Here is a 21,756-nt window from a genome sequence, read left to right as displayed (position 1 = left end):
ACACGTCACCGCGCTCCAATCAATCGGGATGTCGAGAAGCGACGGATACTCAGTGGTGAATGGTTAGCAAACGATTCTTCTCTGAATACCAGCACATCTATTATCGTATGGTCGATAAGCACGCCTATGGTGGACAAGCTGCGAAAATTTTTCAGCGGCTCTGGTGGTGGGGGAGACACCACCTCTTCTACGGATGCTACCGGACAGAGCAGAAACTCAAGTGGACTATCTGCTGATGATTGGGTTTGGGATCGAGCTGACGAATATCCGCACGACCACTATACTGAGGCGATAGAAGAGGTCAAGAAATTAAAACGAGAGCAAAATCATACTGAAGCTGAGAGCTTACTCCTGTGGTGCATCGATTTCGTGGAAGCAGAAGCGGAATGGGAACAAAACCAACCCTATGGTTCTGCTGTAATTGCACCCGCGTATTATCGACATCTCGCGATTATCTATCGAAAGGACGATCGATATAGAGATGAAGTGGAGATCCTCAATCGGTACATCGATGCCTGCGAAAGCATCGGTACCACTCCAAAGGACAGAATGAAAGAGCGGCTCAACCGAGCACAGGAATTAGCTCCATCACAGACGCAAGGCGAGACCGGAAGCAATCTCACTGGTTCGAATTCCAATCCACAGCAAAGAGAGATCCAGAATCTGGAGGAGGCGGATATCAAGAGGATACTGCAGGGAATGGATGACTATGACTTCGAATACTTTGTCGCCGATCTCTGGGAAAAGCAGGGGTGGAATTGTAACGTCTCCCAGGCCTCGATGGATGCTGGCATCGACGTAACTGCGACAAAATCCAGCCCGTATGCGCAAAAAAAGCTGATACAGGCAAAACGCTACGGCCCAAATACTACCGTCGGTGGACCCGACATCCAACAATATGCAAGCCTCAAACACCAACAGCCGGATGCGGATTCTGTAGTCGTCGTAACCTCGAACCGGTTCACAAACTCCGCAGAAGAACGTGCTAGGGATCTAAACGTGAAGCTTGTCGATGGAGATAGTCTTGAGCAGTTGGTACACAAACTAGATGCCTACGATACGGTTCGTGAATACGCCCCTCATGTTACAGAAAAAACTGATGTGAAAACGGATCCTGACACAACATCAGCTTCCAGTGTTTCAACTGAAACCGAAATTCAAACCGGAACGCAGCAGAGTACCAACGCTGAGACGATTACACCGGACCAAAGTCCAGAGTGGCTTCAGTCGCTTGAGCAGAGCCGTCCCTGGCATCGCCTTTTCCCAAAAGGTCTTGGAATCTGGTTTATAGGGGTCTTAGCTGCCGGTATGCTTGACTCAACAGGAATTGGCATCCTCGCTGGTTTAGCTGATGTGATTGGTTTTACTATTGTCCTTCCGTTGATGGTTCTTCTACCAGTAATGTGGTACCTTGACATGCGCTATGTGCGCTCGAAAACCGACTGGAAGCCAAATGCCTTCGCTTACTTAGCTGGTGGTTTGGTCGTTCCGTATATTGCTATTCCGCTGTACTATTATCGGCGGTACAAGACACTCGGAATATAGATTTTAACCATTTAACACTCCGGAACCGATCAATCAATATATCTGAAATTATTTTATTTTGAGCCTATTTTCATGATATACATTTGAGTTTTGGACTCAATTTTACAGATGATAAAATCGGATGTCGGCAGATCTATTACAAGTCTGTTTCCAGTGATTTTCATGGAGTATCGTAAGACCCGAAGCTGGGTGCATGGGCTGTTCAAAGTGGGTGCTGGTGGCCGAACTGGAGGCTACATTGATCACGTCATCATGGGACTGATCGTTCTGAATGTCATTGCAGTCATGCTCGAGACCGTTGATTCACTCTATGCTTCGTATGCCACCGAATTCCTCTGGTTCGAAGCGATCTCAGTCGCGATCTTCTCAATGGAATATCTCAGTCGACTCTGGTCTGCAACAGAACACCCGGAGTATCAACATCCGATATGGGGCCGACTGCGATACGCAATTTCGCCGTACATGATGATCGACCTGTTAGCCATTCTGCCGTTCTTCTTCGGTGCAATCCTCGACCTGCGATTCCTTCGAGCACTGCGCTTGCTCCGGTTCCTGCGGCTGTTCAAGCTTGCCCGCTACTCAGAATCCATCCAGCTCTTCGTTAGAGTGCTCCACCTCAAGCGCGAAGAGCTAGTCATCACGTCGGTCGTGGGAGCGATTGTCCTACTGATGTCCTCGAGTCTGATGTACTTCGCTGAGCGTGGTGCGCAGCCAGAGGCCTTCTCATCGATCCCTGCGTCGCTCTGGTGGGGGGTGATTACGCTAACAACGGTTGGGTATGGCGACGTCACACCAGTTACACCAGTAGGCCAAGTGCTTGGCGCGGTAATTGCAATCACCGGGATTGGACTCTTTGCACTTCCAGCATCGATTCTCGCATCCGGGTTCATCGAGGCTGCTCGGGGGAAGATCGATCGATGTCCGCACTGCAACCAAGAGATCTTAGAAGAGGATCTCGAGAAGATACTTGAATCCGAATAGGGAGATCCCTTCTCGGAGTAACGGATTACTTCGATATCTCGTAACACCAGATGATCCCATTAGAGCTGTACTAGATATCACTCAGTACATCCTGAGAGAGGGACGGACTTCTCTGGGATACGCAAAAAATGTAACAGGGACTTCAATCAATCCAATTCGATAACCGTCTTCCATAGAGTCCAGGACAAAGCCTTCTTCGCCATGGAGAAGATGATAGGGATTGGTCTCATCTGGAATATCTACGCGGACTGGGTCCCCAACGATATATGACATTAGAGGTTCTGGCCGCGGTATCCAATATAAATATACGTACTGGCTGCTGATCAACGCTAAAGCTGAGATCGTAGTCGGCTACTCTGACTACCAGCCAAAACGTAGTCATCAAAAGATGGAACCTTGGCCGGACCTCCCTTCGAATTTGTCGCAGCGTTTTCGCGATGTAGACCCGACCACCTTCACCTCAATATTTGTTCAGCAACCATAGCGGCTTGTCCACCTGTACAGGGACGAGATCGTTGCGTTCGAAGATCACATCCCAGTACCGGCGAATTGTTTCCTTGTCTTCGTCATCGTGTGGGTCAAACTCTCCGTCATCGGGCCGAAGTTGATTCGTCATTCCAACGATGTGAATGTCTACGGAGATGGCCATATCCTGAATCTGCTCGAGCTCATGCACTTCTTCGTGCATGAGACGAATCCAGTAAATTGGTGAGATATGACAACTTATTGTCAATGGTGTCAAAGAATTATGTGACTGTATAGAAATAGTTTATTTATATGAAGATAGTCGAAGGCTGGTCACCTAATGAAAATGTGGACATTCCACGGGAAGATCAAGCAAAAAGACGGTTATCAGAGTGGTTTGAACGATATAATGCAGATGTGTATTGGGAGAAGGAAGACAACTCTGAGGGCCGTGATATCTTCGAAACCTCTGGTGCAACAAAACCGGACCTTCTGGTCACGCATCCTAACTTGGGAATACTAGTCTGCGAAGTAAAAGCTGGTACCGATGGTTCGCAAGTGTATCGAGGAGCAGCACAGATTGTTCAATATTGGTGGGACTACGAATGTGACAAAACGTCGTATTTTATTGACTCAGATCAGGTTAAACCAAACGTTTTCCTCCTTGCAACGGGGAATTCCCCACTAGGGCGATTATATAATGATGCGAACACAAAAGATCGACTGAAAACAGAAGAGGACATGAGCGAAGGTCGAGCGAAATGGGCAGTCCGAAATAATGAACGTCCACAAACAGAACATACCTCTTCGGAGACCACGACAGGGATAATATGGCAGATGGCTAAACAGCGTATTAGCCAAAAGGACGACCATGAACAATCGGCAGGGATTGGATCATTATACTCTAGTATCCTTGACGATCCGAATATCAAGTCACTATACCCAACTATTGATGAAAACGCAGGGACTGAGTCCAAAATCAGTGAATTCGACCCACTGACAAAGTACAATCCCAGTATCAATTATAAATATGGATCAGACATTGATTGGGTTGTCCTTGAAAAAACCCACAAGGAAAGTTGACTGACTGGAACGATTGAATTACCGTCGATACGCACCATCAACTGGATGTTCCGCCGAAAGAGCGAGGGCGTTCTCGACAAAATAAATACATTGGCTTGACTATGAGGAGGTAGCTAATTCATCATTGGAACGGTACGCCTCAGAAGAATCGTTCGGGCTGATCGTCAACCTTCCAAGCGAGTACTGCTCCCCGTTGGTGAACATTATGCTGGAGTCCTGAGAAAGGGGCGACTGTGTCGATGCTTATCTCGTGGTCAGTCCATAGCCCAACGTCGGACACAAACTTCTCGGCAATGTCCTCACCAGTGATCTGAGAGCCGGCATCTTCAACAGGCCTATAGTATATTCCTAAGAGCGTTTTTGCGACCCTGATATCAGCGTCGGCGAGCTTATCTACATCGTGGATGAACGAGCGTGGACTGTGGGACTGATAGGGGCTGAAGACTTTACTATAGCCTTGTGGCGATGGGTACCCGTTCGCCTTGACAAATCGAAATAGCTTTGCCTCACAGTATTCCGTCAACTCAGAAGTCTCAAGTATTAGATCAGCGGACTGGCCGCCAGGATATTTGACGTCTGATGGGTTGGACTTCGCAGTGGACACATCCCCTGGGAGATTGTTCTGACGACGGGCCTCCATGACCAGAGCGTCGACCTGATCGTTCTCGTCGTGTGGGCCAATTCCAGCACCATAGGTCTTATTTTCACCAATAGTGTGATCGACATCGTGGATGACATCGGCAAGAGACTCTGCGAGTTCCCCAGTCAATGTCTGTTCTGCTGCCATTATCGTTTAGGCCCTCTGCTGCCGGGGATATATGTTCTCTTACTTATCGGCCAATGTGAGCTGCTCGCCTCTTCCTTCTTTCGACCTCATTAGTGGTCTCCAGACGACGCGTAGCACGTCTGAAGGATGAAGTTCTACCAACCACCTGGATGATTTCCCATAGGAATATACAGCTGGCATGAAAGTCGGTTTCTATGAGCCGAATGACGACCGAGCGCTTTTTCGGTGGGGTTGACGGTCGGATCCAGTATCTCCATTCGACCCTCGAGTTTGTCTCAGAACAAGAGCCGACTGAGGCAGACCTCATCGACTGGATTCTAGAGCACACACCAGCCGGTTCGAAAGCAACCAGACGGTCCGGTCAAGAACAAACCGTTCGCCGAAACATCTCATTCCTCGAGTCCATCGACCTACTCGACAGCACTCCAGACGGCTATCACACCACGAACAAGGGGGAGACCTTCTGGCGGCACAACGAGCCGCTGGTCATGTACGAGGGCCTCGAGAAGGCTGTCGACGGATTCCGAGAGATCGCCAGGATCATTCCGAATGGTCATCGAACGGTCGACGAAATACAGGCACACCTCCGTAATGCCTATCCTGATCACGAGTTACCAAAGGGGGTCGTAACGAAGCACCTGGATTGGCTCAAATCGCTCGAGTTGGTTACTGAAAACGATGGTATCTATTCGATCCCGATCGAAGACGGCGAGTTCGAAGTTGGTGCAGCGTATAATCGCTGGTTCATTCACGATGTGCTCAAAGGAGAACGATACAAAGGAATCGCCAAACCGAGTGCCCTTCCTCTCGTTCTCATATTTACCGGCGACTCGGGAGACGCCTACGGGTACGAAGACAAATTCCTCGAGAACGACACCTTTCTCTACACCGGCGAAGGGACAGAAGGTGACATGACGATGGACGGCGGGAATAAAGCCATTCGTGACCACAAGGAGAACGACAAATCCCTTCATCTCTTCGAGAGCACAGACCTGCCGTGGATCGTCACCTACCTCGGTGAATACGAATACATCGGGTATGAGAGCAGGACACTCGAAGACGAGAACGATGATCCTCGTGACGCGTTCCAGTTTCGGTTAGCACCTGTAGGCGGCACAGAGATCGAACTCGAGGAGGGTACGCCGGCATCGCTTTCGGATGCGAAGCTTTTCGAGAAGGCAAAACAGAGTTCGCCAACAGGATCGCCCACTTCCTCGAGTCGTTCTGGTGGTCGCTCGTATCCTCGATCAGAGTATGTCCGCGAGTTTGCGCTTCGGATGGCGGACGGCATCTGCCAAGGCTGTGAGCAAGACGCGCCCTTCGTAACGAGCACGGGTGAGCCGTTTCTCGAGGTCCATCACCTTACACGACAGAGCGACGGTGGGCCAGATGCACCGGAGAACGTCATCGCTCTGTGTCCAAACTGCCATCGACGAGTGCATCAAGGGCGCGATGGTGATGCGTTCAACCAGAAGCTAATGGCGAAAGCAGAACGACGGAACGCAAAATTCCTCTAGTCCGGACCGGCATCAAAGAAGCGTTAGAATATCTTGCTTCCTCCTCTGTAACGATGAGTTCGTCTTTGGAGTAAAGACGATGAAGACTACTTCGGAAGCGGCTGGAACGGCTTGCTCGTTGTACAGGACCTTCCCGAAGGGACGGCTACACTCGAGGAATTGGTGCCGAAACGCGCCCGACCTCACTTTGGCACCCAAACGAGCGGGACGTTCTCCCAGGCCCACTGCATGTCAGGTTTCTCGACCACCGACCAGATGCTTCGCGGCCAGGTGCCAAGGACGTCGTGGATGCGCCGATACGACAGGACGCTTTCGCCGTCGAGCACCAGCTCGAACCGTTCGACGGGGTCAAACTGACCGAGCGACGATCCCGGCGTTGAATCGCCGAAGCGCTCCTGGAAATGTCGGCGTGCGTGGTGGCTAACGTAGCCAAGGATGAGGTACCCGCCGTCTTCAACCGCCTCGTAGAGGTTTCGTAAGGCACGATCCGTCTCTGCGACATAACAGAGCGTGCAGTAAGAAAACACCACCTCGAACTCGCGGCCTGGATCGAACTCGGGGAGAACGGTTTGCTCGAAACCGACATTCGCTACTGGCTCTCGAGTACGTGTCGCCTCGCTGTCTTCGCGTTCGGCTCGACCGCCGACCCGAGCCCGCTCGCGGTTCGACTCAAGGGCTGACTCAGCGGCATCGTAGCCGATGACCGTCATTTCCGGATACCGCTGCGCCATTTCGAACGTAACCATACCTGATCCACAGCCAATATCGGCGAATGAACTCGGAATGCCCTTAGCTGCAAAGAATGGGGGCAGAATTTCGAGAACGTGTTCACCACTAGCTGAGGCTTTCATTTGCTCATGGTCGCTGGCTTCACACCAGAATGCGTCCCAGTCGATCGTCCTTTCGAAGGTCATATTTCTAATTCGTGTCTTGAGGGGTGATTGCGGGAAGCGATGAACACTATCCCTAAGAGTCGATCTTTTTACCGTGCTAGACGGTCACATGCGTTGAGATCGGTGTCCCCTCATTGGTTCCTCTTTTCACTCGGACTTTATATTTAATTCAGTATTTTTATAATAATCGTCAATACTATATACATCATTAATGTTTGTGGCAGCGTAGAAGACAAATGAAACGGCGTAACTTTATTGCAGCACTCGGCGCGTCCGGAGTTCTCACTGCCCTCGGCAACACAGCCAGTGCCGAACCCAATTCAGAACGCAATTTGTCCGGGAGTGAGATCAATAACGTCATTGTCCTTGTCGGAGACGGAATGGGTTTCGATCCGGTTGAGGCAACGCGCTTTGTCCACGGCGATCTCGCGATGCAGTCGATGACCTCCGTCGGAAAGGTCCAGACTGAACCACGTGCCGGTCAGGTCACCGACTCCGGTGCGGCCGGAACAGCGCTTGCGACTGGGCTGAAAGCACACGACTCCCAGATCAGCGTCTTCGGACCCGAAGATGCTGAGGAGGAAGACGATTTCACGCCGATCATGACGCAGCTCCAGGCTGCCGCAGCCGTCGGGAAAAATACCGGACTGGTTACGACGACGACGATGACACACGCGACCCCTGGCTCATGGGGCGCGAATGTTCCCGACCGCGATATGCAGCCGGAAATTGCCGACCACTACCTCGAGAACGAGATCGATGTCTTGCTCGGCGCCGGCGTCGATATCTGGTCAGACGACCAGATCGAAGTCGCTGAAGAGCTGGGCTACGAGCTGCTCTACGAGGCTGACGATCTCGAGGCCGCCGGCGATGGGAAATTGCTCGGGCTGTTCGACGAGGGCCAAATGACTTACACCCTCGATCGTGACGACACCATCCCATGGCTCGATACGATGACTGCCGAAGCGATCGACCGCCTCGAAGGCGAAGATGGCTTCTTCATGATGGTCGAAGGTGGGCGCATTGACCACGCCAACCACCAGTGCGACCCGTGGACGAGTATCTCCGAGACCAAAGAGTTCGACGACGCAGTCCAGGTCGCGCTCGACTACGCAGAGGACCGTGACGACACGCTCGTTGTTGTTACGTCCGACCACGAGTGTGGCGGCTTTACGTGTGGTAACGACTATGGGAACGTCCTCGATCTCGACAGTCTCGAGAGTGGGATTGAGGGAAGCCTCGAATCGCTCGCTATCGAGCTCCAGGAAAGTGATAACCCCGACCTCGAAGCACGGATCGAGGAGTATGTCGAGTTCGAGGGCGAACTCGACGATAGTGACCTCGAAGAGATCCAGACGACGTATGACGAGGGCGAAGCCGACTGGGGGCTCGATTCGGTTATCGGACGAGCGGTCTCGCCCCATGTCGGCATCGACTGGGGTGGGAAGATGCCTGACGATTACATCACGAGCCACACCGGTCCCTCCCAGCTTGCTGTCGCATCAGGCCCCGGAGTTAACGCGACGGCGGGGAACTGGTTCCATCTCGCGGACCTCTCAGCGACGGTTAGCGCGCTTATGATCTTTGGCGGCGTCGACCAAATTAACGAGGACGAGCGAGCGCAGTGGGAACGACAGATCTGTCAGCGCGGTCCAAAAAATACTCGCGATGCGTATCTCGCTCTCGAGTATCTCGGCCCGGCTGACGACACCCTGACCGAGGAACTCGACGTCAATGGGGACGGGGTCGTCGATCTCGCTGACGTACTCGCAATCGCCGGCATTGACTCCGAGGCGGGCCACGCCGAGACCAGTCAGCCCGATCAATCATCGATTCTCGCCACCAACCGCTAATCATCCGCGACAACGTCGCACCGTTTTTTGCTTCAGTATCCGACCAGCTGTCGCATTAGTACTTTCCTGGATGCTCGGTGATGATGTGTTCGGTGAGCTTAGCAATAGCACTGAACGTTCTTGAGCAGTCGGGTGAGAGATACTCGAAGTTCCGCCTGTGGCCCTTCGCCGCTCTTATTTGATGGCTTCCCCATAGCGACGAACAGACTAGTGTCGGCGATATGACGGGTACTCATGCCTCGTCCGTCACGTTGTGATCGTTGGCGTCAATCGCATCAAGCGACGCTCCCGAGTCCTCGATTTCGTAGTATTCGTGCACAATGGTTCGGAGTGCCTGAAGCACAATCTCCGCAGCAAGCGGCGAGATTTCGAGATCCTGAGCCATCAGCCGATGAGTTACCTCTCCACGTTCTCGTGCGACGGCATAGGTGAGTGCCGTCGCGAGCCCGGCGACACCGTGGCGGTCGATGTAGGTATCGATGTCACCATTGGTCTCGCGGCGGCCAACAGTGTCGATCAGCGCCGGCGTAATCGTGTACTTGCGATCGCCGCCGGCTGCCGTCACGGTTAGGTCGATCTCACGGGCGGCATACTGCCGGGGCTGTTCGTCTCGCGTCATCTCAAGGACACCACCGTGGACGAGCCGGTTGACGTAGGTGTATGCCGTTCCCTATGCGAACTCGAGTTCGTCGATAACCTCTTGGACGGTCGCCTCACCCTCGCGAGCAACGTACGCGTAAATCTGGGCCAGTTGTGGCTCTTCGAGGAGGTCGGCGACCGAGAGAAAATCGCGGACGATATCACCGTCAGTCCGATTCGAGGTGCGTGACATGGTTCCGGTTCTAATTACAGTTTACAGCGAAACAGTAAGGAGTGTTTGGACCACTTCGCTGGTATCGAGACAAAATAATCCTTTTGACGAGCAACTGAATTGGCCTTCAATACCGTCGTGAGTAGCGGCTCACCGACCGAGTCTAGCCCTGATTGGAAGCGGTCAAAATCAACGAGGAGTACGTCTTCGGGGCGATACCGAGGAGTGCTTCGGGTCTGGGTGGAACGGCTTGTTCGTGGTCCCTGTCGATCCAGCAGGGACGAGCAAAGAGTGTGCGGCGTGTGATGCCGAGACGGACAAGCCGTTGTGGGTCCGCGAACACTCGTGTCCCTCATGCGGAATCATCGCTGATAGAGACTGGAACGCGGCCTGGAACATTCTTTCTCGCGGTATCAAGCAGTTAGGAGCGGGACGCTCCGAATCACCGCCTGTGGAGACTGCGCTCCCTACGGGAACCCATTCGGTTCCTGCAAAGCGCGTCGTGGAAGCAGGAAGCCCATCTGCTCACGGGCGCGAAGCGCCCGTTCGCATGGTCAGCGGGACCGAAGGTCCCGCGCTACCCTCAAGCCCGAGCAGTCAGGCGAGCGGTAGGGTCGGGTAGTTCACCCCACCGATCGGGGCGATAGATCGATAATTCACTATGTTGTTTATATTCTTATCCAAGTGGTAGCTATATATACAAGAACGTGGATTATATACATTAGTGGTATGGACATCAAAGAACGACTAATAGCAACATTTGATCCTTGGTACGAAGAGAGAATAATGAGGGAACTCGAAGAAGAAGCAGAAGCCGAGGACGCAGGGGAACGCCCAGAAGATCAGCAGCAGGAGGAGGTGTAGGACGATGGCCAGAACTAGGACACGAACCGGCGAGGTGACCTACGGCACCGGTGACCCGGGAGCTATCTTGGCTATCGTGTTTGTAGTAGCCGTTATAATAACGTTTGTACTCACTGGATTCGGGATCATGGATCTCACACCAGAGATGGTTAGCATAGCGACCCTGATGATGGGATATCTCTTTGGGCGAACAGTGAGTGTTCCTACTAGATCTGAATTGGAGATCGTTTCCCAGGTCCGGTGAGAGTCATCACTTTTTTGCGTTTCCAATAGGCCGGGGAGATAATGAAGTCGTATGCATCGGCCGGCGTTAGCCTCAGCTTCGGATATAATCCTACGACTCGCTATCCGGGGGCAGTGCCGCCAGACCAAGCTACTGAGTGTGAAGATACGAGAGAACAACTTCCCGTCATGGCTCTATCTTGTAGCCAGAACCACTTAAAGAACGAGTGGAGTCGGGCACCACTGACTCGTCATTAATGAATTTCTACGGTGGTCATTGTAGCAGTTCGCGTTGATTGTGGACGTTCACGGATCGATTAGTCTCGCAGTCAGATTCGCTGTCGCCCGGTCATTTCGAGAGTTTGCTATCCTCTATTTCCCCCGTAGAAGGGTCGATGCGATAGTCGCTTCCTTTCCAATTGTATGCCCAGAGTTCATCGCCTTCCATTCTGAGTCCCATATAGCGGTACGATTTTCCCGTTGGCATCGTTGCAGGTTCTACCGATCACCGTTCCGTTTCGGATCGATCGAAAGCTCTGATATTTCTACCGCTTGTCTCGGCATCAGGTGGGCAAAATAGTACTAGTATCAGGTCATCGATCGTCACGATGTTCTGAATCGGGCCCGGGAGCATGACCGTCTCTTCGTCGATTTCGAGTTCACTATCGGTGTATTCTATATCGTTCATTTTGGCAGTTCCCGCTGATTAGTGAACCGGTCGCCTAATAGTTCGTCAAGCAATTCGAGGCGAAGACGCCGTAAGTGCGGGAAGTCACGGCCTCGTAAAAACCGCTACTAGTTGTGGTATTATCCAGTGCTGATCCGACCTTACTCGGCCGTAGATTCGGGGAGCACCCGGAACCTTCCCTGGATGATGATCACCGATGAAAGCCGCAGTATCAATCGACTTCTGCCAGAAAACAAAGTCGTTCCCAACCTTTGCCCGAACATATCGTGGTAAAAATGGTTGGGCTTTTAATTATCGAGATCTCTTAATAGAGTGTAAGCTACGAATCGCTGTTACAACATGGCTCTCGTAGATATTGGCCTAAGTTGTACTAGTTTTATTTATATTAATCGGTGAAAATTTCTATAACAGTACCTGGCTCTCGAGGGCCTCAGAAATCGCTGTCCGTAATGTAGCCTGTACTCTTTCTATTATCGCCTCCATATTGAGAGATAGCTGTGTGTGACGGTAGTAACGGTAGACCCCGATATTTATTACACATATAACCGTTCATGTAGTAACTGACTAAGGGTCTGGTAATGGCTCCAAGCCATACCAAACACAACCAGTTCGTGTCACGACGTCAAACGCTCATCGGTGCCTCAGGCATCGGTATAACCACCCTCGCCGGTTGTCTTGGTGGTGACACCGACGATTCTGTCGCCGGCAGCACCGGAAGCGCCGGCGACGTCGAACTTGAATTCTGGCACATCTTTGGCAGCGAACTGGGTGGCCATCTAGAGGAAATCGTTGAGGAGTACAACGAGAAGGATAATGGCGTCCACGTCAACCTCACCTCTCAGGGATCATACGGCGACAATTTCCAGGCAACGATGTCGTCACTCAATGCCGGAAATGCCCCTCATATTACGCTTCTCGCCACCGATGCTAACATCGCTGCGATGGAATCGGGACAATTCGTTCCGGTCAGCGATCTCCTCGAAGATCGAATCGACTTCGACGATAGGTTCATGGAGCCTGTTCTCGACTACTTTTCAGTCCCGAATGACGATCGGTACTTTTCACTCCCTGTGAACAACTCGACAGCGATCATGAGCTACAACAAGGATATGTTCGCAGAGGCCGGGCTGGATCCAGAGGATCCTCCACAGTCGTTCGGCGAGGTCCGTCAGGTTTCCGAGGCGCTCGTCGACGACACTCAGGCTGAGGAGGGGTGCGCTTGGGCAAACGTCGGGTGGTTTCCCGCACAGTGGCACGGGTGGGCTGAAGCCTTCCAGTACAACGAACAGAACGGGCGAGGGAATCCGGAACACGGACCAACCGAAATCAATCTCCACGAAGGGACCGCCAAGCGGATCTACGGTTGGTGGAAGGAGATGTACGACGACGGGCTCTACATGGCGACCCAGCAGGGCTGGGGTGACGCCTCCGGGGCTGCGCTTCAAAGCTGGCGAGTCGGAATTACGCTCGGCTCGACGGCGGGACTCGGTCGAACGGCCCAACTCGCCGAGGAAGCAGAACAGCCGTTCGAACTCGGAGCCGCACCGTTGTTCAGTCCACACGATGATCGCCACGGTTGTCGGATCGGCGGAGGTTCTCTCTGGGTCCCGGAGATGGCCGTCGACTCCTCGGAAGAGAGAGAGGCGGTTGTCGACTTCTTCGACTGGATTACCGGTCCCGAACCCCAGGCGGAGTGGCACAAACGCACCGGTTACTTCCCGATCAATGTCGGCTCCAGAGAAATCCTCGAGGAGGAAGGTTGGTTCGACGAGAACCCCGCATGGACCGCCGGCTTCGAGTCCCTCGAGGAGAGTGAGACCAGTGAATACACTCGTCTGAGTATTCTTCCCGATGGACCCGAAATCAATCCTGAAATTATGGATATCTGGACGGAGTTGAGACAGGGCGAAGACCTTGACGACACTCTGGAGACATATAAGGGCCGGATTGACGACATCCTTCAGGACGGCCACCCTGACGCGTAATATCTGTCAAAGAGTTACTCGTATCCATCACATATTATGTCACAACGAGAAGCATACGGCAGTACCCTGCAGGCGATACTGCTTCTATTGCCCACCATCGCCATCTTTGCGGTCTTCCTCTATTGGCCTGCCGCACGGACTATCTGGCTGGGGTTCTACGAGACGCAGTTCTTCGGGCAGGGTGGGACTTGGGTCGGCATCGACCAGTACCTCGAGGTCCTACAGTGGGATCGGTATCACAACAGCGTCGTGGTGACGCTAAAATTCGCGCTCGTCACGATCGTTGGCACCCTTGTCATCTCGATCCTGATTTCTTACTGGATCTACACCGTCGATCGGTTCAAAACCGTTTATATGGTGGCGACGATTTGGCCCTACGCCATGCCCGGTGCAGTCGCGGGCACCGTGTTACTAGTGTTGCTCCACCCGGAGATCGGGCTTATCAGCGCCCCCATCGAGGCCGTGATGCCGTTCGAGTGGGATTGGCGCGTCAACGGAACTCAGGCGTTCTGGGTCGTCTCCCTCGGCGTGTTATGGTACACTCTTGGGTTCGACATCATCTTCCTGCTGGCCGCGTTTCACAGCATCCCTGACTCGCTTAACGAAGCTGCGAGCCTCGACGGCGTCCCCCAGTGGCGAATGCTGTACAAAGTATACCTGCCGATTATCGCTCCCACGCTGTTGTTCCTGCTCGTGTTAAACACGCTGGGCGGGTTTTTTGGCGGCTTCGCGATAGTCGATCTGGTCACCAACGGCGGGCCGACACAGGCGACGAACCTGATGGTCTACCAGCTCTATCAGAGCGGATTCCAGCAGTTCAACATTGGCTCTGCGGCCGTTCAGTCGGTGTACCTGTTCGTCATCGCGGTCGTTCTCGCAATCGCCCAGATCGTCATCTCGGACAAACGGATTCACTACGGAGGCTAAAAGATGGCAACCAGCGATAAATTCGACATCGACCGCGCACAGCAACAGTCGATCGACGCGTGGACGGCGTGGAAACGTGACTTCCTTCAACACCCCGGCTCGCACCTCGCGCTGGTGCTTTCGAGTCTTGTGTTGTTTACGCCGATCGCACTGACTCTCTTACTGACCACCCAGACCACAGCCCAGGTGTACGATCTAAATCACCTCGGCCCTGGCGGACTGGCCACTGCCTACGAGAACTACTATCATGTACTGGTCGAGTACGGGTTCTGGCGGCTCATGCTGAACTCGTTTTTTGTTGCGGGTGTCTCGACCATCGGGGCAATCACCATCTCGCTTTTAGCAGCGCTCGCGCTCGTGTTCTATGACTTCCCGCTGAAACGTCTCATGTTCTTTTTTATTCTTCTGACGCTGATGGTACCGTTCGTCATTCGAGTCGTCCCGCTGTACGAACTCGTTGTCAGCATCGGCTGGCACGATACCTACTGGGGACTGACGGTACCGTTCCTTGCGAGTGCGACTGGCGTATTCCTGTTCAGGCAGCATTTCAAATCGGTTCCTATCGAACTCGTGGAGACGACCCAGCTCGATGGTGTCAGTTCGATCGCGTTCCTCTGGAAAGTGTTGATCCCGATGACTAAAGGAATGATAGCTGGGCTGTCAGTGATCCTCTTTATTTCGACCTGGAACGCTTACTTCTGGCCTCTAATTGCGATCAACACCGAACACCGACAAGTAGCACAGGTAGGGCTGCAGTTCCTCCAGAGCGCTCAGGTCGGGACTCTCACGGCGTACAACCTGATGATGACGGGGGCGATCCTCTCACTGCTGCCGTCGCTGGCGCTTCTGATCGCTCTCAGAAAGTACCTGCTCACAACGATGGGTCTCAAGGTGAACTAACCATGGCTTCAATTGCACTTGAAAACGTCACGAAACGCTTCGACGACGTCACGGCGGTTGACGGTATCGACCTTTCAGTTACCGACGGCGAGTTTCTCGTCTTCGTCGGCCCCTCCGGCTGCGGGAAGAGCACGACCCTGCGACTCATTGCTGGGCTCGAGACGGCTACCTCGGGTAGTGTAGCAATCGGCGATACAGACGTCACCGATCGCGATCCCAGCGAGCGAAACGTCTCGATGGTGTTCCAGAATTACGCACTGTTCCCCCACATGACTGCTCGTGAGAACATCACCTTCGGGATGACCGCGTCGGGATCGTACGCGAACGGCGAGATCGGCCGACTGGTCGACGATGCTGCAGCAACTCTAGACATCGAGGGGCTCCTCGATCGCAAACCAGCCGAACTTTCCGGCGGCGAAAAACAGCGAGTCGCAATGGGGCGCTCGCTAGTTCGCGACCCGGAGGTGTTCCTGATGGACGAACCGCTGAGCAACCTTGACGCTAAACTCCGTGTCGAGATGCGACGTGAACTGACCGCACTTCACGAGGAGTTCGGGACCACGACCGTTTACGTTACCCACGACCAGACCGAGGCGATGACGCTGGGCGACCGAGTCGCCGTAATGAACAACGGTCGAATCGAACAGATCGATGCGCCCCAGCGGCTGTATGACTACCCTGCGACACAATTCGTCGCTGAGTTCATCGGCAGTCCGGCCATGAACCTGCTTCCCGTAGAAATCGAAGAGCGTGGCGATCACCCTCACGCCGTTACTGACGCGGCCTCGATCTCCCTTCGGGATGGTCCGGAGCTAGATGCCCTCGGACAATCACGGGCTACCCTTGGGATCCGCCCGAAGTACCTCTCAGTAGTCGGTGACGGCGATTCAGTCGACGGCGATACCGTGGACCTCGAGGTGGACCTCGTTGAGTCGATGGGCGATACGCTGGTCGTCCACGGACGGGCCGGGACCGACCACCTGCGTGCCCTCAGTTATGACGCCCACCTACCGGTTGAGGAAGGCGATCGGGTCTCCGTCACCTACGAGACCGATCGAATCCATCTGTTCGACCGAGATACTGGAGAGGCGATCTACCACGCTGGACTGTTCGGGACTGACGCCGATTCTGGTGTTCGAACTCATTCGATAGAGGGGAGGCCAGCGCGATGAGCGCGGATTCAGACATCGGGTACGACTGCCTCCTCCTCGATATGGACGGCGTCCTGGTGGAGAACTCTCCCAGCGCCGACTTCGAGGGGGCCGTCGAGGACGCCTTCGCCGATTTCGAAATAAATGAGCCGACGCCCGAACTGCGGGAAGCCTTCCGAACGCTGGCCGGTATCACCGACAAGCGGCTGTGCGAGCTTCGATCGGCCGAGACGGTCGACATCGGCGGGCTCTGGACGCGCCGGGAGGAGCGAGCGGCTGAAAACCAGCTCCGAACCCTACGCGACGGTGGCAAATCCGCTTATGCCGACGTCTCGGCGCTCGCGGCGATCGGCGTTACCAAAGCGATTGTGAGTAACAACCAGCATCGAACTGTCAACGCCGTCGTCGACTACCACGGGTTCGACGCTTGGGCGTCGGCCTGGTCCGGCGTCGAGCCGACGGTCGATGGGGCAACTCGCGCCAAACCTGACCCGTGGTACCTCGAGCAAATGGCCGATAGGCTGGATCTCGAGCGTCCGCTGTACGTCGGCGATCGCCCGTCGGACATGTTGGCCGCACGTCGGGCCGGATTCGACAGCGCTTATTTGAACAGAACGGAGGAGCGGCTCCCCGAGACAGCCCCCGAACCGACCTACGAAATCCACTCCCTGAGCGAACTTACCGCAATCATGACCCCAACAAACAACTCCACGGAACAAACCGAGCGAAGTCGAAGCACCGCCCCGTCGATCGAGACCGTAGCCGGACTGCCGACGCTCGCGCGCCTCGAGCGACCGACCGCCCCAGAGCGAATACGGCTCGCTGTTGTCGCGGACCCGCACGTCTCACCGACGGCCGAGGGTACCCCGAAGCTGTTCCACCGAAGCGCCGACCGACTTCGAGCGGCTTTCGCGGATGCCGAGGCCCGCGGTGCCGACGCCGTTGTCTCCGTCGGCGACCTCACCAAAGACGGGGTACCCGCAGAGTACGAGTGCGTCGACGACTGCCTCGCCGACCTCAACCTGCCGTTTCTCGCCGTCCCCGGCAACCATGACGTGCCCAAAGACCCCACGAATGTCTACGAGCACGGCGACGACCACGAAACCCCGCCGATCGACCGGTTCGTTGAGCGGTACACGCCCGGCGAACTGCCCTACGTCGCGCGCGTCGGTGACCTCGAACTGGTCGGCATCAACACCGCGTCAACGCCCGACGGCGACCTACGGCGTACTCACGACGGCATGGTCTCGGCAGACCAACTCGAGTGGCTTGAGCGAACCCTTCCCGACCTATCGAACCCCGTCGTCATCATGCACCACAACACGCCCTCCATGTACGACCAGTTGCGCGAGTACATCGACTCGGCGCACCCCGAAATGAGCATGCCGCCGACAACTAGAGAGCCCGAACGGCTGTGCGAGCTGTTCGAAACTCACGACGTTCCGCTGGTTCTCACCGGTCACCTTCACATACTCGGCGTGGCCGCCTTCGGCCCGACGCGTGAGGTGACAGTCCCTGCGACCTGCAGTTACCCGCAAGGGTACGTACTGGTCGACATCGGGCCTGAGGGAACAGCCGCTCGCTACGCACCCGTAACGACCTCCGAGGGGATGACCGAGGCCCACGCCGCCCGCCGAACGGGCGGGGATACATCCCAGGGACTGACCGCGTTCGCTGCGATTCGCCTAGCCTCATCGCCGCTGCTCGACGAGTTGACCGACCGATGAGTCCGCCGGTATCCCGTGTGGCGGTCGCCGAGTGCGCCGCTCGAGTCGGAGGTGAAGCCGCCAACACGCGGTTCCGAGGGGAACTCGAGGCCGAGAACAAGAGCGATCCTGCCGCGCACGTCGTCAATCCCGGTGACGTCGTCACAGAGGGCGATCGACTGGCCCAAAGACGAGTCCTCGAATATCTTGAGCGCGTCGACCCTGAGACAGTTGTCGTCGCAGAGGAAGCCGGCGCTCAGAAGACGATTCCTGACGAAGGGTTCGCTTGGGTGCTCGATCCCATCGACGGCACGTACAACTACGCCCGCGGCGCACCGAATTGGACGACCAGCCTCGCCGGCCTCCAAGACCGCCGCCCGGTCGTTTCGGCCACATCGGTACCCGCCCTCGAGGACGTCTACGTCACGACCGAGCAGGTTCGTCACAACGGGGCTGTCGTCTCCGTCAGCGATCGCTCGGCACCCGAGTACTGCACCGTCGCCCCCATAGCAATCCCACCGTACGGTGATCGAAAGCCCTACGCTCGAGCCGTCGCCTCCCTCCTCACGACCTTTGGCAACCTTCGACGCTACGGCAGCGCCCAACTCACACTCGCGCGTGTGGCCGAGGGGACGATCGACGGCGCGATCACGACGACGGGGCTGGCTCCTTGGGACACTGCCGCAGGCGTCCACGCCATTCGGATAGCGGGCGGGCAGGTTACCGCTCCCAACGGCGAGCCCTGGACAATCGACAGTCCCGGCCTCGTCGCTTCGAACGGCCGGATTCACGACGAACTGCTCGCTGTTGCGCGGACGATGGACGGGCCCGAGGACGATCAGTCGGTGTAGTCCGCACCGGGGTTTGGAGTAGCGGCCCTTATTTCAAGACGGTCACTCTGTGTTCTCGATTGGTCTTCTTCTGTGGTTTCACTCGATTCCTCGGTAAGTGCATCTGTCGGAAGGCTCGAATCTCAAGACGGAGTCTCAGTCCAAAGTACAGGGTGTGCTGGTCCGGTCTGTATGAATGCTTGCGACACGCTGTGTACAGCATTAGCTGGACTATCTGGACTTGGTTGCAAAGCCGCATGCACCGCCACTGTCGCTGGCATTCCCATCTCACCAGGATGTGGAGTTATATGCGCTGCTGTCGTTGCAGGAACATGCTGGCCTACTTGCAACAACATAGCATAGGACAAATAAAATTATGGTACTTAACAGCACAAAAGAAGAGGTCGGATTCATTTTCGTCCTTGTAACCATGTTGGCCGCCGCAGCCTGGTTCAGTACCGAACTGACCGGGATGCAACGAGTATCAACTACAGTGGGATCGTGGCTATTCGCCCTACTCCTACTGACAGCTACAGTTTATTTATATAACACCCGGTATTGAAGTTTCACAAGGGCTGCAAACGCTCTTCTCCGTGACCTCGTCTGGACGAAACCAACAAATATCCCCAACTCAGCGGTGCGGTGCCGTGGGAAGCCTCGCCGTTTCCGGCGAGGGAGGAGGTTACAGTTGGATTGTTTGTACTACCAGCGTACACCGTTCAATTGAACCACTTCTACTGATGATCTTCCAGCTTAGAGTTTCGTAGCCCATTGAATATAAGTATAAGATATATGATTCACTGAATGAATTAATTGAGAATATATGTGAGTTATTTGTACTATCAGGCCCATGAGTTTAATGGACAATGACACGTAACCGATCACGTCGATCAGTGCTGGCAGGGACAGGGGTAGCAGTTGCTGGACTTCTCGGTGTTGGGACACAGGTCTCGGCTGACGGACACGATATCCCAGTCGTGATCGAGTCGGTCACGCCTGAACAGGATCTCATCATCCTCCGAAACGAGGGAGATTCGGAGGTCGATCTCTCTGGCTACGTTCTCAAATGGTTGTACAACAACCCAGACTATCGTCAGCGAGACGAGATTCCGGGTGGAACGCAGATTGCACCTGGAGAGGAACTTCGTATCACATCCGGATACTACGATACCGAAGCCGACATCGATTACGGCTACGGGGCCGGACGGATCAACAACGATGGCACGAACGTGATTGCGTTGCTCACACCGAGCGAAGAATACGAAGTCTCCGTCTACGATACCTCGACCGGAGAGACTGAACCCAGCGATCCGGTCGACGACGATCCCTCCGAAGATGCGCCTGCAGACGACGAGTCAGAGGATGAAATACCTGCAGACGATGAGGAAGAATCTGCAGACGAGGAACCCGAAGAAGACGAAGAAGAGACGGAGCCTGAGGTGAGCGAAGAAGAAGAAGAGGACGGCGAAGAGCCTGAGGAAGATACCGAAGGGGAGTACGAGGACACCGAAGAAACCGAGACTGAAGACGACGATTGCCCCGAGGAAGAGGAAGAAGAAGTCGAAGCTGAAGAAGCCGAAGAAGACGACTGTCCTGAAGAAGAACCTGAACCAGAGCCCGAAGAAGACGACTGCTAGTCCTCGTTCCCGAGTACACAGTCGAGAAGCCACCGACACACGCTTTTTTGCTCCGTAGGACCTAGCAAACAGTATGCCTGTAGAGACAGACGATGAAGTTCGGGAAATCCTCGGTCTAAACACAGTCGCAGTCGTCGGTTGTTCATCGACACCCGGCAAAGACGCTCATCAGATACCAAAATACCTCCAAGAACAAGGCTACGAAGTGATCCCGGTTAATCCGAATGCTGACAAAGTACTTGGGAGGCCAGCTTACGACTCGCTATCTGAAGTGGAGGAGGAAATCGATATTGTGGATGTGTTCCGGCCAAGTCCTGAGGTATCCGGTATTGTCGACGAGGTACTCACGCGTGACGATGTCGATGTCATCTGGCTCCAGCTCGGAATTCACGACGACGATGCCGTGTCTCGGGCAGAGGATGCTGGACTGCGAGTTGTTCAAGAACGTTGTATGAAACCTGACCACCAGCGGCTCGTTGCAACCACTTAGTCAGCAGTAGCCCAAATGAAAATCAACAACTTACGAGGAGTACTGGAACTATTATTCATGACGTCTTTTGAGTCTTCGGTGTCAATGGTGACTATCACTGTTTCTCAGCCGCTTCTACTACCGACCGCGACGACTGCGCCGAGACCCGATGATCACTCACAACTCTCGGGCGACGACCCACTCTCATGGACCGCTTCCACGACCGTCCGCGGTGCGACAACGTCGCCGACCTGGTAGATGGCGTCGCCAGCCGGATCAATCGTATCGACAAGGTCGTCGTTTGCGCCGTAGAACCCTGCTATAACGACGCTATCGAGATCCGTAACGGTCGTCTCTTGGCCCGCTTCCTTGAGTACAATGTCGGGCCATTCCACACTGTCAACTATCGCGAACGAGTGCAGCGGTACCAACCGGAAGTACC

Annotated in this window: 19 protein-coding genes and 2 pseudogenes; 16 read left to right on the top strand and 5 right to left on the bottom strand. The window is 54.6% G+C overall.

The window, feature by feature from the left end; genetic code table 11:
* Positions 1-126: 126 nt before the first annotated feature.
* Both CV102_RS17185 and CV102_RS17180 read left to right on the top strand, forming a co-directional pair.
* Positions 127-1,545 carry a restriction endonuclease gene (locus CV102_RS17185; protein ID WP_148859233.1) on the top strand — a complete coding sequence of 473 codons (1,419 nt, stop codon included), beginning with the start codon at positions 127-129 and terminating at the stop codon, positions 1,543-1,545.
* A gap of 162 nt (positions 1,546-1,707) precedes the next feature.
* Complete coding sequence (locus tag CV102_RS17180; protein WP_222863707.1) at positions 1,708-2,526, top strand: ion transporter; 819 nt, start codon at positions 1,708-1,710, stop codon at positions 2,524-2,526.
* Positions 2,527-2,986: 460 nt separating this feature from the next.
* Here CV102_RS17180 and CV102_RS17170 read toward each other — a convergent pair whose 3' ends face one another.
* On the bottom strand, positions 2,987-3,214 hold the full coding sequence (locus tag CV102_RS17170) for a hypothetical protein (protein ID WP_148859231.1): 228 nt from the start codon (positions 3,212-3,214) through the stop codon (positions 2,987-2,989).
* An 89-nt stretch (positions 3,215-3,303) separates the two neighbouring features.
* Between CV102_RS17170 and CV102_RS17165 the strand changes: the two genes are divergently transcribed.
* Positions 3,304-4,074: a hypothetical protein gene (locus CV102_RS17165; RefSeq protein WP_148859230.1), complete on the top strand. Its 771-nt coding sequence runs from the start codon at positions 3,304-3,306 to the stop codon at positions 4,072-4,074.
* Positions 4,075-4,213: 139 nt separating this feature from the next.
* On the opposite strand, the gene CV102_RS17160 is transcribed toward CV102_RS17165, so the two are convergent.
* Positions 4,214-4,861 (bottom strand): hypothetical protein, encoded by a 648-nt coding sequence (locus CV102_RS17160; RefSeq protein WP_148859229.1) that lies wholly within the window; start codon positions 4,859-4,861, stop codon positions 4,214-4,216.
* 194 nt (positions 4,862-5,055) lie between these two features.
* Here CV102_RS17160 and CV102_RS17155 point away from each other — a divergent pair, with 194 nt between their 5' ends.
* On the top strand, positions 5,056-6,378 hold the full coding sequence (locus CV102_RS17155; protein WP_148859228.1) for an HNH endonuclease: 1,323 nt from the start codon (positions 5,056-5,058) through the stop codon (positions 6,376-6,378).
* A 182-nt stretch (positions 6,379-6,560) separates the two neighbouring features.
* On the opposite strand, the gene CV102_RS17150 is transcribed toward CV102_RS17155, so the two are convergent.
* The gene (locus tag CV102_RS17150) at positions 6,561-7,292 is read right to left on the bottom strand and encodes a class I SAM-dependent methyltransferase (protein ID WP_148859227.1); all 732 of its coding nucleotides are present in this window, start codon (positions 7,290-7,292) and stop codon (positions 6,561-6,563) included.
* A 215-nt stretch (positions 7,293-7,507) separates the two neighbouring features.
* Between CV102_RS17150 and CV102_RS17145 the strand changes: the two genes are divergently transcribed.
* Complete coding sequence (locus CV102_RS17145; RefSeq protein WP_148859226.1) at positions 7,508-9,124, top strand: alkaline phosphatase; 1,617 nt, start codon at positions 7,508-7,510, stop codon at positions 9,122-9,124.
* 232 nt (positions 9,125-9,356) lie between these two features.
* Here the strand turns inward: CV102_RS17145 and CV102_RS17140 are convergent.
* Positions 9,357-9,956: pseudogene (locus CV102_RS17140) on the bottom strand (DUF7437 domain-containing protein).
* A 226-nt stretch (positions 9,957-10,182) separates the two neighbouring features.
* Here CV102_RS17140 and CV102_RS17135 point away from each other — a divergent pair.
* The 11 genes and pseudogenes from CV102_RS17135 to CV102_RS17090 form a co-directional block, all read left to right on the top strand.
* A pseudogene (locus CV102_RS17135) lies at positions 10,183-10,476 on the top strand (zinc ribbon domain-containing protein); the annotation flags it as partial.
* Between the two features lie 188 nt (positions 10,477-10,664).
* Positions 10,665-10,799, top strand: coding sequence for a hypothetical protein (locus CV102_RS27045; RefSeq protein WP_267903129.1), 135 nt, complete (start codon positions 10,665-10,667; stop codon positions 10,797-10,799).
* 4 nt (positions 10,800-10,803) lie between these two features.
* The gene (locus CV102_RS17130) at positions 10,804-11,043 is read left to right on the top strand and encodes a hypothetical protein (RefSeq protein WP_148859225.1); all 240 of its coding nucleotides are present in this window, start codon (positions 10,804-10,806) and stop codon (positions 11,041-11,043) included.
* A gap of 1,244 nt (positions 11,044-12,287) precedes the next feature.
* The gene (locus CV102_RS17125) at positions 12,288-13,694 is read left to right on the top strand and encodes an extracellular solute-binding protein (RefSeq protein WP_148859224.1); all 1,407 of its coding nucleotides are present in this window, start codon (positions 12,288-12,290) and stop codon (positions 13,692-13,694) included.
* Positions 13,695-13,730: 36 nt separating this feature from the next.
* The gene (locus CV102_RS17120) at positions 13,731-14,621 is read left to right on the top strand and encodes a carbohydrate ABC transporter permease (RefSeq protein WP_148859223.1); all 891 of its coding nucleotides are present in this window, start codon (positions 13,731-13,733) and stop codon (positions 14,619-14,621) included.
* A gap of 3 nt (positions 14,622-14,624) precedes the next feature.
* Complete coding sequence (locus tag CV102_RS17115) at positions 14,625-15,521, top strand: carbohydrate ABC transporter permease (protein WP_148859222.1); 897 nt, start codon at positions 14,625-14,627, stop codon at positions 15,519-15,521.
* A gap of 2 nt (positions 15,522-15,523) precedes the next feature.
* On the top strand, positions 15,524-16,693 hold the full coding sequence (locus tag CV102_RS17110; protein WP_148859221.1) for an ABC transporter ATP-binding protein: 1,170 nt from the start codon (positions 15,524-15,526) through the stop codon (positions 16,691-16,693).
* On the top strand, positions 16,690-18,399 hold the full coding sequence (locus CV102_RS17105; protein WP_148859220.1) for an HAD-IA family hydrolase: 1,710 nt from the start codon (positions 16,690-16,692) through the stop codon (positions 18,397-18,399). Before CV102_RS17110 ends, CV102_RS17105 begins: the two co-directional genes overlap by 4 nt.
* A complete protein-coding gene (locus CV102_RS17100) occupies positions 18,396-19,229 on the top strand; it encodes an inositol monophosphatase family protein (RefSeq protein WP_148859219.1) in 834 nt (277 codons plus the stop codon). Before CV102_RS17105 ends, CV102_RS17100 begins: the two co-directional genes overlap by 4 nt.
* A gap of 956 nt (positions 19,230-20,185) precedes the next feature.
* Positions 20,186-20,845, top strand: a complete 660-nt coding sequence (locus tag CV102_RS17095) for a lamin tail domain-containing protein (RefSeq protein WP_148859218.1) — start codon at positions 20,186-20,188, stop codon at positions 20,843-20,845.
* Positions 20,846-20,918: 73 nt separating this feature from the next.
* A complete protein-coding gene (locus tag CV102_RS17090; RefSeq protein WP_148859217.1) occupies positions 20,919-21,335 on the top strand; it encodes a CoA-binding protein in 417 nt (138 codons plus the stop codon).
* Between the two features lie 152 nt (positions 21,336-21,487).
* On the opposite strand, the gene CV102_RS17085 is transcribed toward CV102_RS17090, so the two are convergent.
* Positions 21,488-21,709, bottom strand: a complete 222-nt coding sequence (locus tag CV102_RS17085) for a hypothetical protein (protein ID WP_148859216.1) — start codon at positions 21,707-21,709, stop codon at positions 21,488-21,490.
* Between the last annotated feature and the right edge of the window lie 47 nt (positions 21,710-21,756).

The organism is Natronococcus pandeyae (assembly GCF_008122205.1).
GTDB classification, from domain to species: Archaea; Halobacteriota; Halobacteria; order Halobacteriales; family Natrialbaceae; genus Natronococcus; species Natronococcus pandeyae.
Note: the sequence above shows the minus strand (reverse complement) of the source record. Positions and strands in the feature narration are given on the sequence as shown.

Coding starts and splice junctions, on each gene's coding strand:
- CV102_RS17160 (WP_148859229.1), bottom strand. CDS start 4,861: ATGGCAGCAGAACAGACATTGACTGGGGAACTCGCAGAGTCTCTTGCC.
- CV102_RS17170 (WP_148859231.1), bottom strand. CDS start 3,214: ATGCACGAAGAAGTGCATGAGCTCGAGCAGATTCAGGATATGGCCATC.
- CV102_RS27045 (WP_267903129.1), top strand. CDS start 10,665: ATGGACATCAAAGAACGACTAATAGCAACATTTGATCCTTGGTACGAA.
- CV102_RS17180 (WP_222863707.1), top strand. CDS start 1,708: ATGGAGTATCGTAAGACCCGAAGCTGGGTGCATGGGCTGTTCAAAGTG.
- CV102_RS17105 (WP_148859220.1), top strand. CDS start 16,690: ATGAGCGCGGATTCAGACATCGGGTACGACTGCCTCCTCCTCGATATG.
- CV102_RS17090 (WP_148859217.1), top strand. CDS start 20,919: ATGCCTGTAGAGACAGACGATGAAGTTCGGGAAATCCTCGGTCTAAAC.
- CV102_RS17150 (WP_148859227.1), bottom strand. CDS start 7,292: ATGACCTTCGAAAGGACGATCGACTGGGACGCATTCTGGTGTGAAGCC.
- CV102_RS17155 (WP_148859228.1), top strand. CDS start 5,056: ATGAGCCGAATGACGACCGAGCGCTTTTTCGGTGGGGTTGACGGTCGG.
- CV102_RS17125 (WP_148859224.1), top strand. CDS start 12,288: ATGGCTCCAAGCCATACCAAACACAACCAGTTCGTGTCACGACGTCAA.
- CV102_RS17165 (WP_148859230.1), top strand. CDS start 3,304: ATGAAGATAGTCGAAGGCTGGTCACCTAATGAAAATGTGGACATTCCA.
- CV102_RS17130 (WP_148859225.1), top strand. CDS start 10,804: ATGGCCAGAACTAGGACACGAACCGGCGAGGTGACCTACGGCACCGGT.
- CV102_RS17110 (WP_148859221.1), top strand. CDS start 15,524: ATGGCTTCAATTGCACTTGAAAACGTCACGAAACGCTTCGACGACGTC.
- CV102_RS17100 (WP_148859219.1), top strand. CDS start 18,396: ATGAGTCCGCCGGTATCCCGTGTGGCGGTCGCCGAGTGCGCCGCTCGA.
- CV102_RS17115 (WP_148859222.1), top strand. CDS start 14,625: ATGGCAACCAGCGATAAATTCGACATCGACCGCGCACAGCAACAGTCG.
- CV102_RS17120 (WP_148859223.1), top strand. CDS start 13,731: ATGTCACAACGAGAAGCATACGGCAGTACCCTGCAGGCGATACTGCTT.
- CV102_RS17145 (WP_148859226.1), top strand. CDS start 7,508: ATGAAACGGCGTAACTTTATTGCAGCACTCGGCGCGTCCGGAGTTCTC.
- CV102_RS17185 (WP_148859233.1), top strand. CDS start 127: ATGGTGGACAAGCTGCGAAAATTTTTCAGCGGCTCTGGTGGTGGGGGA.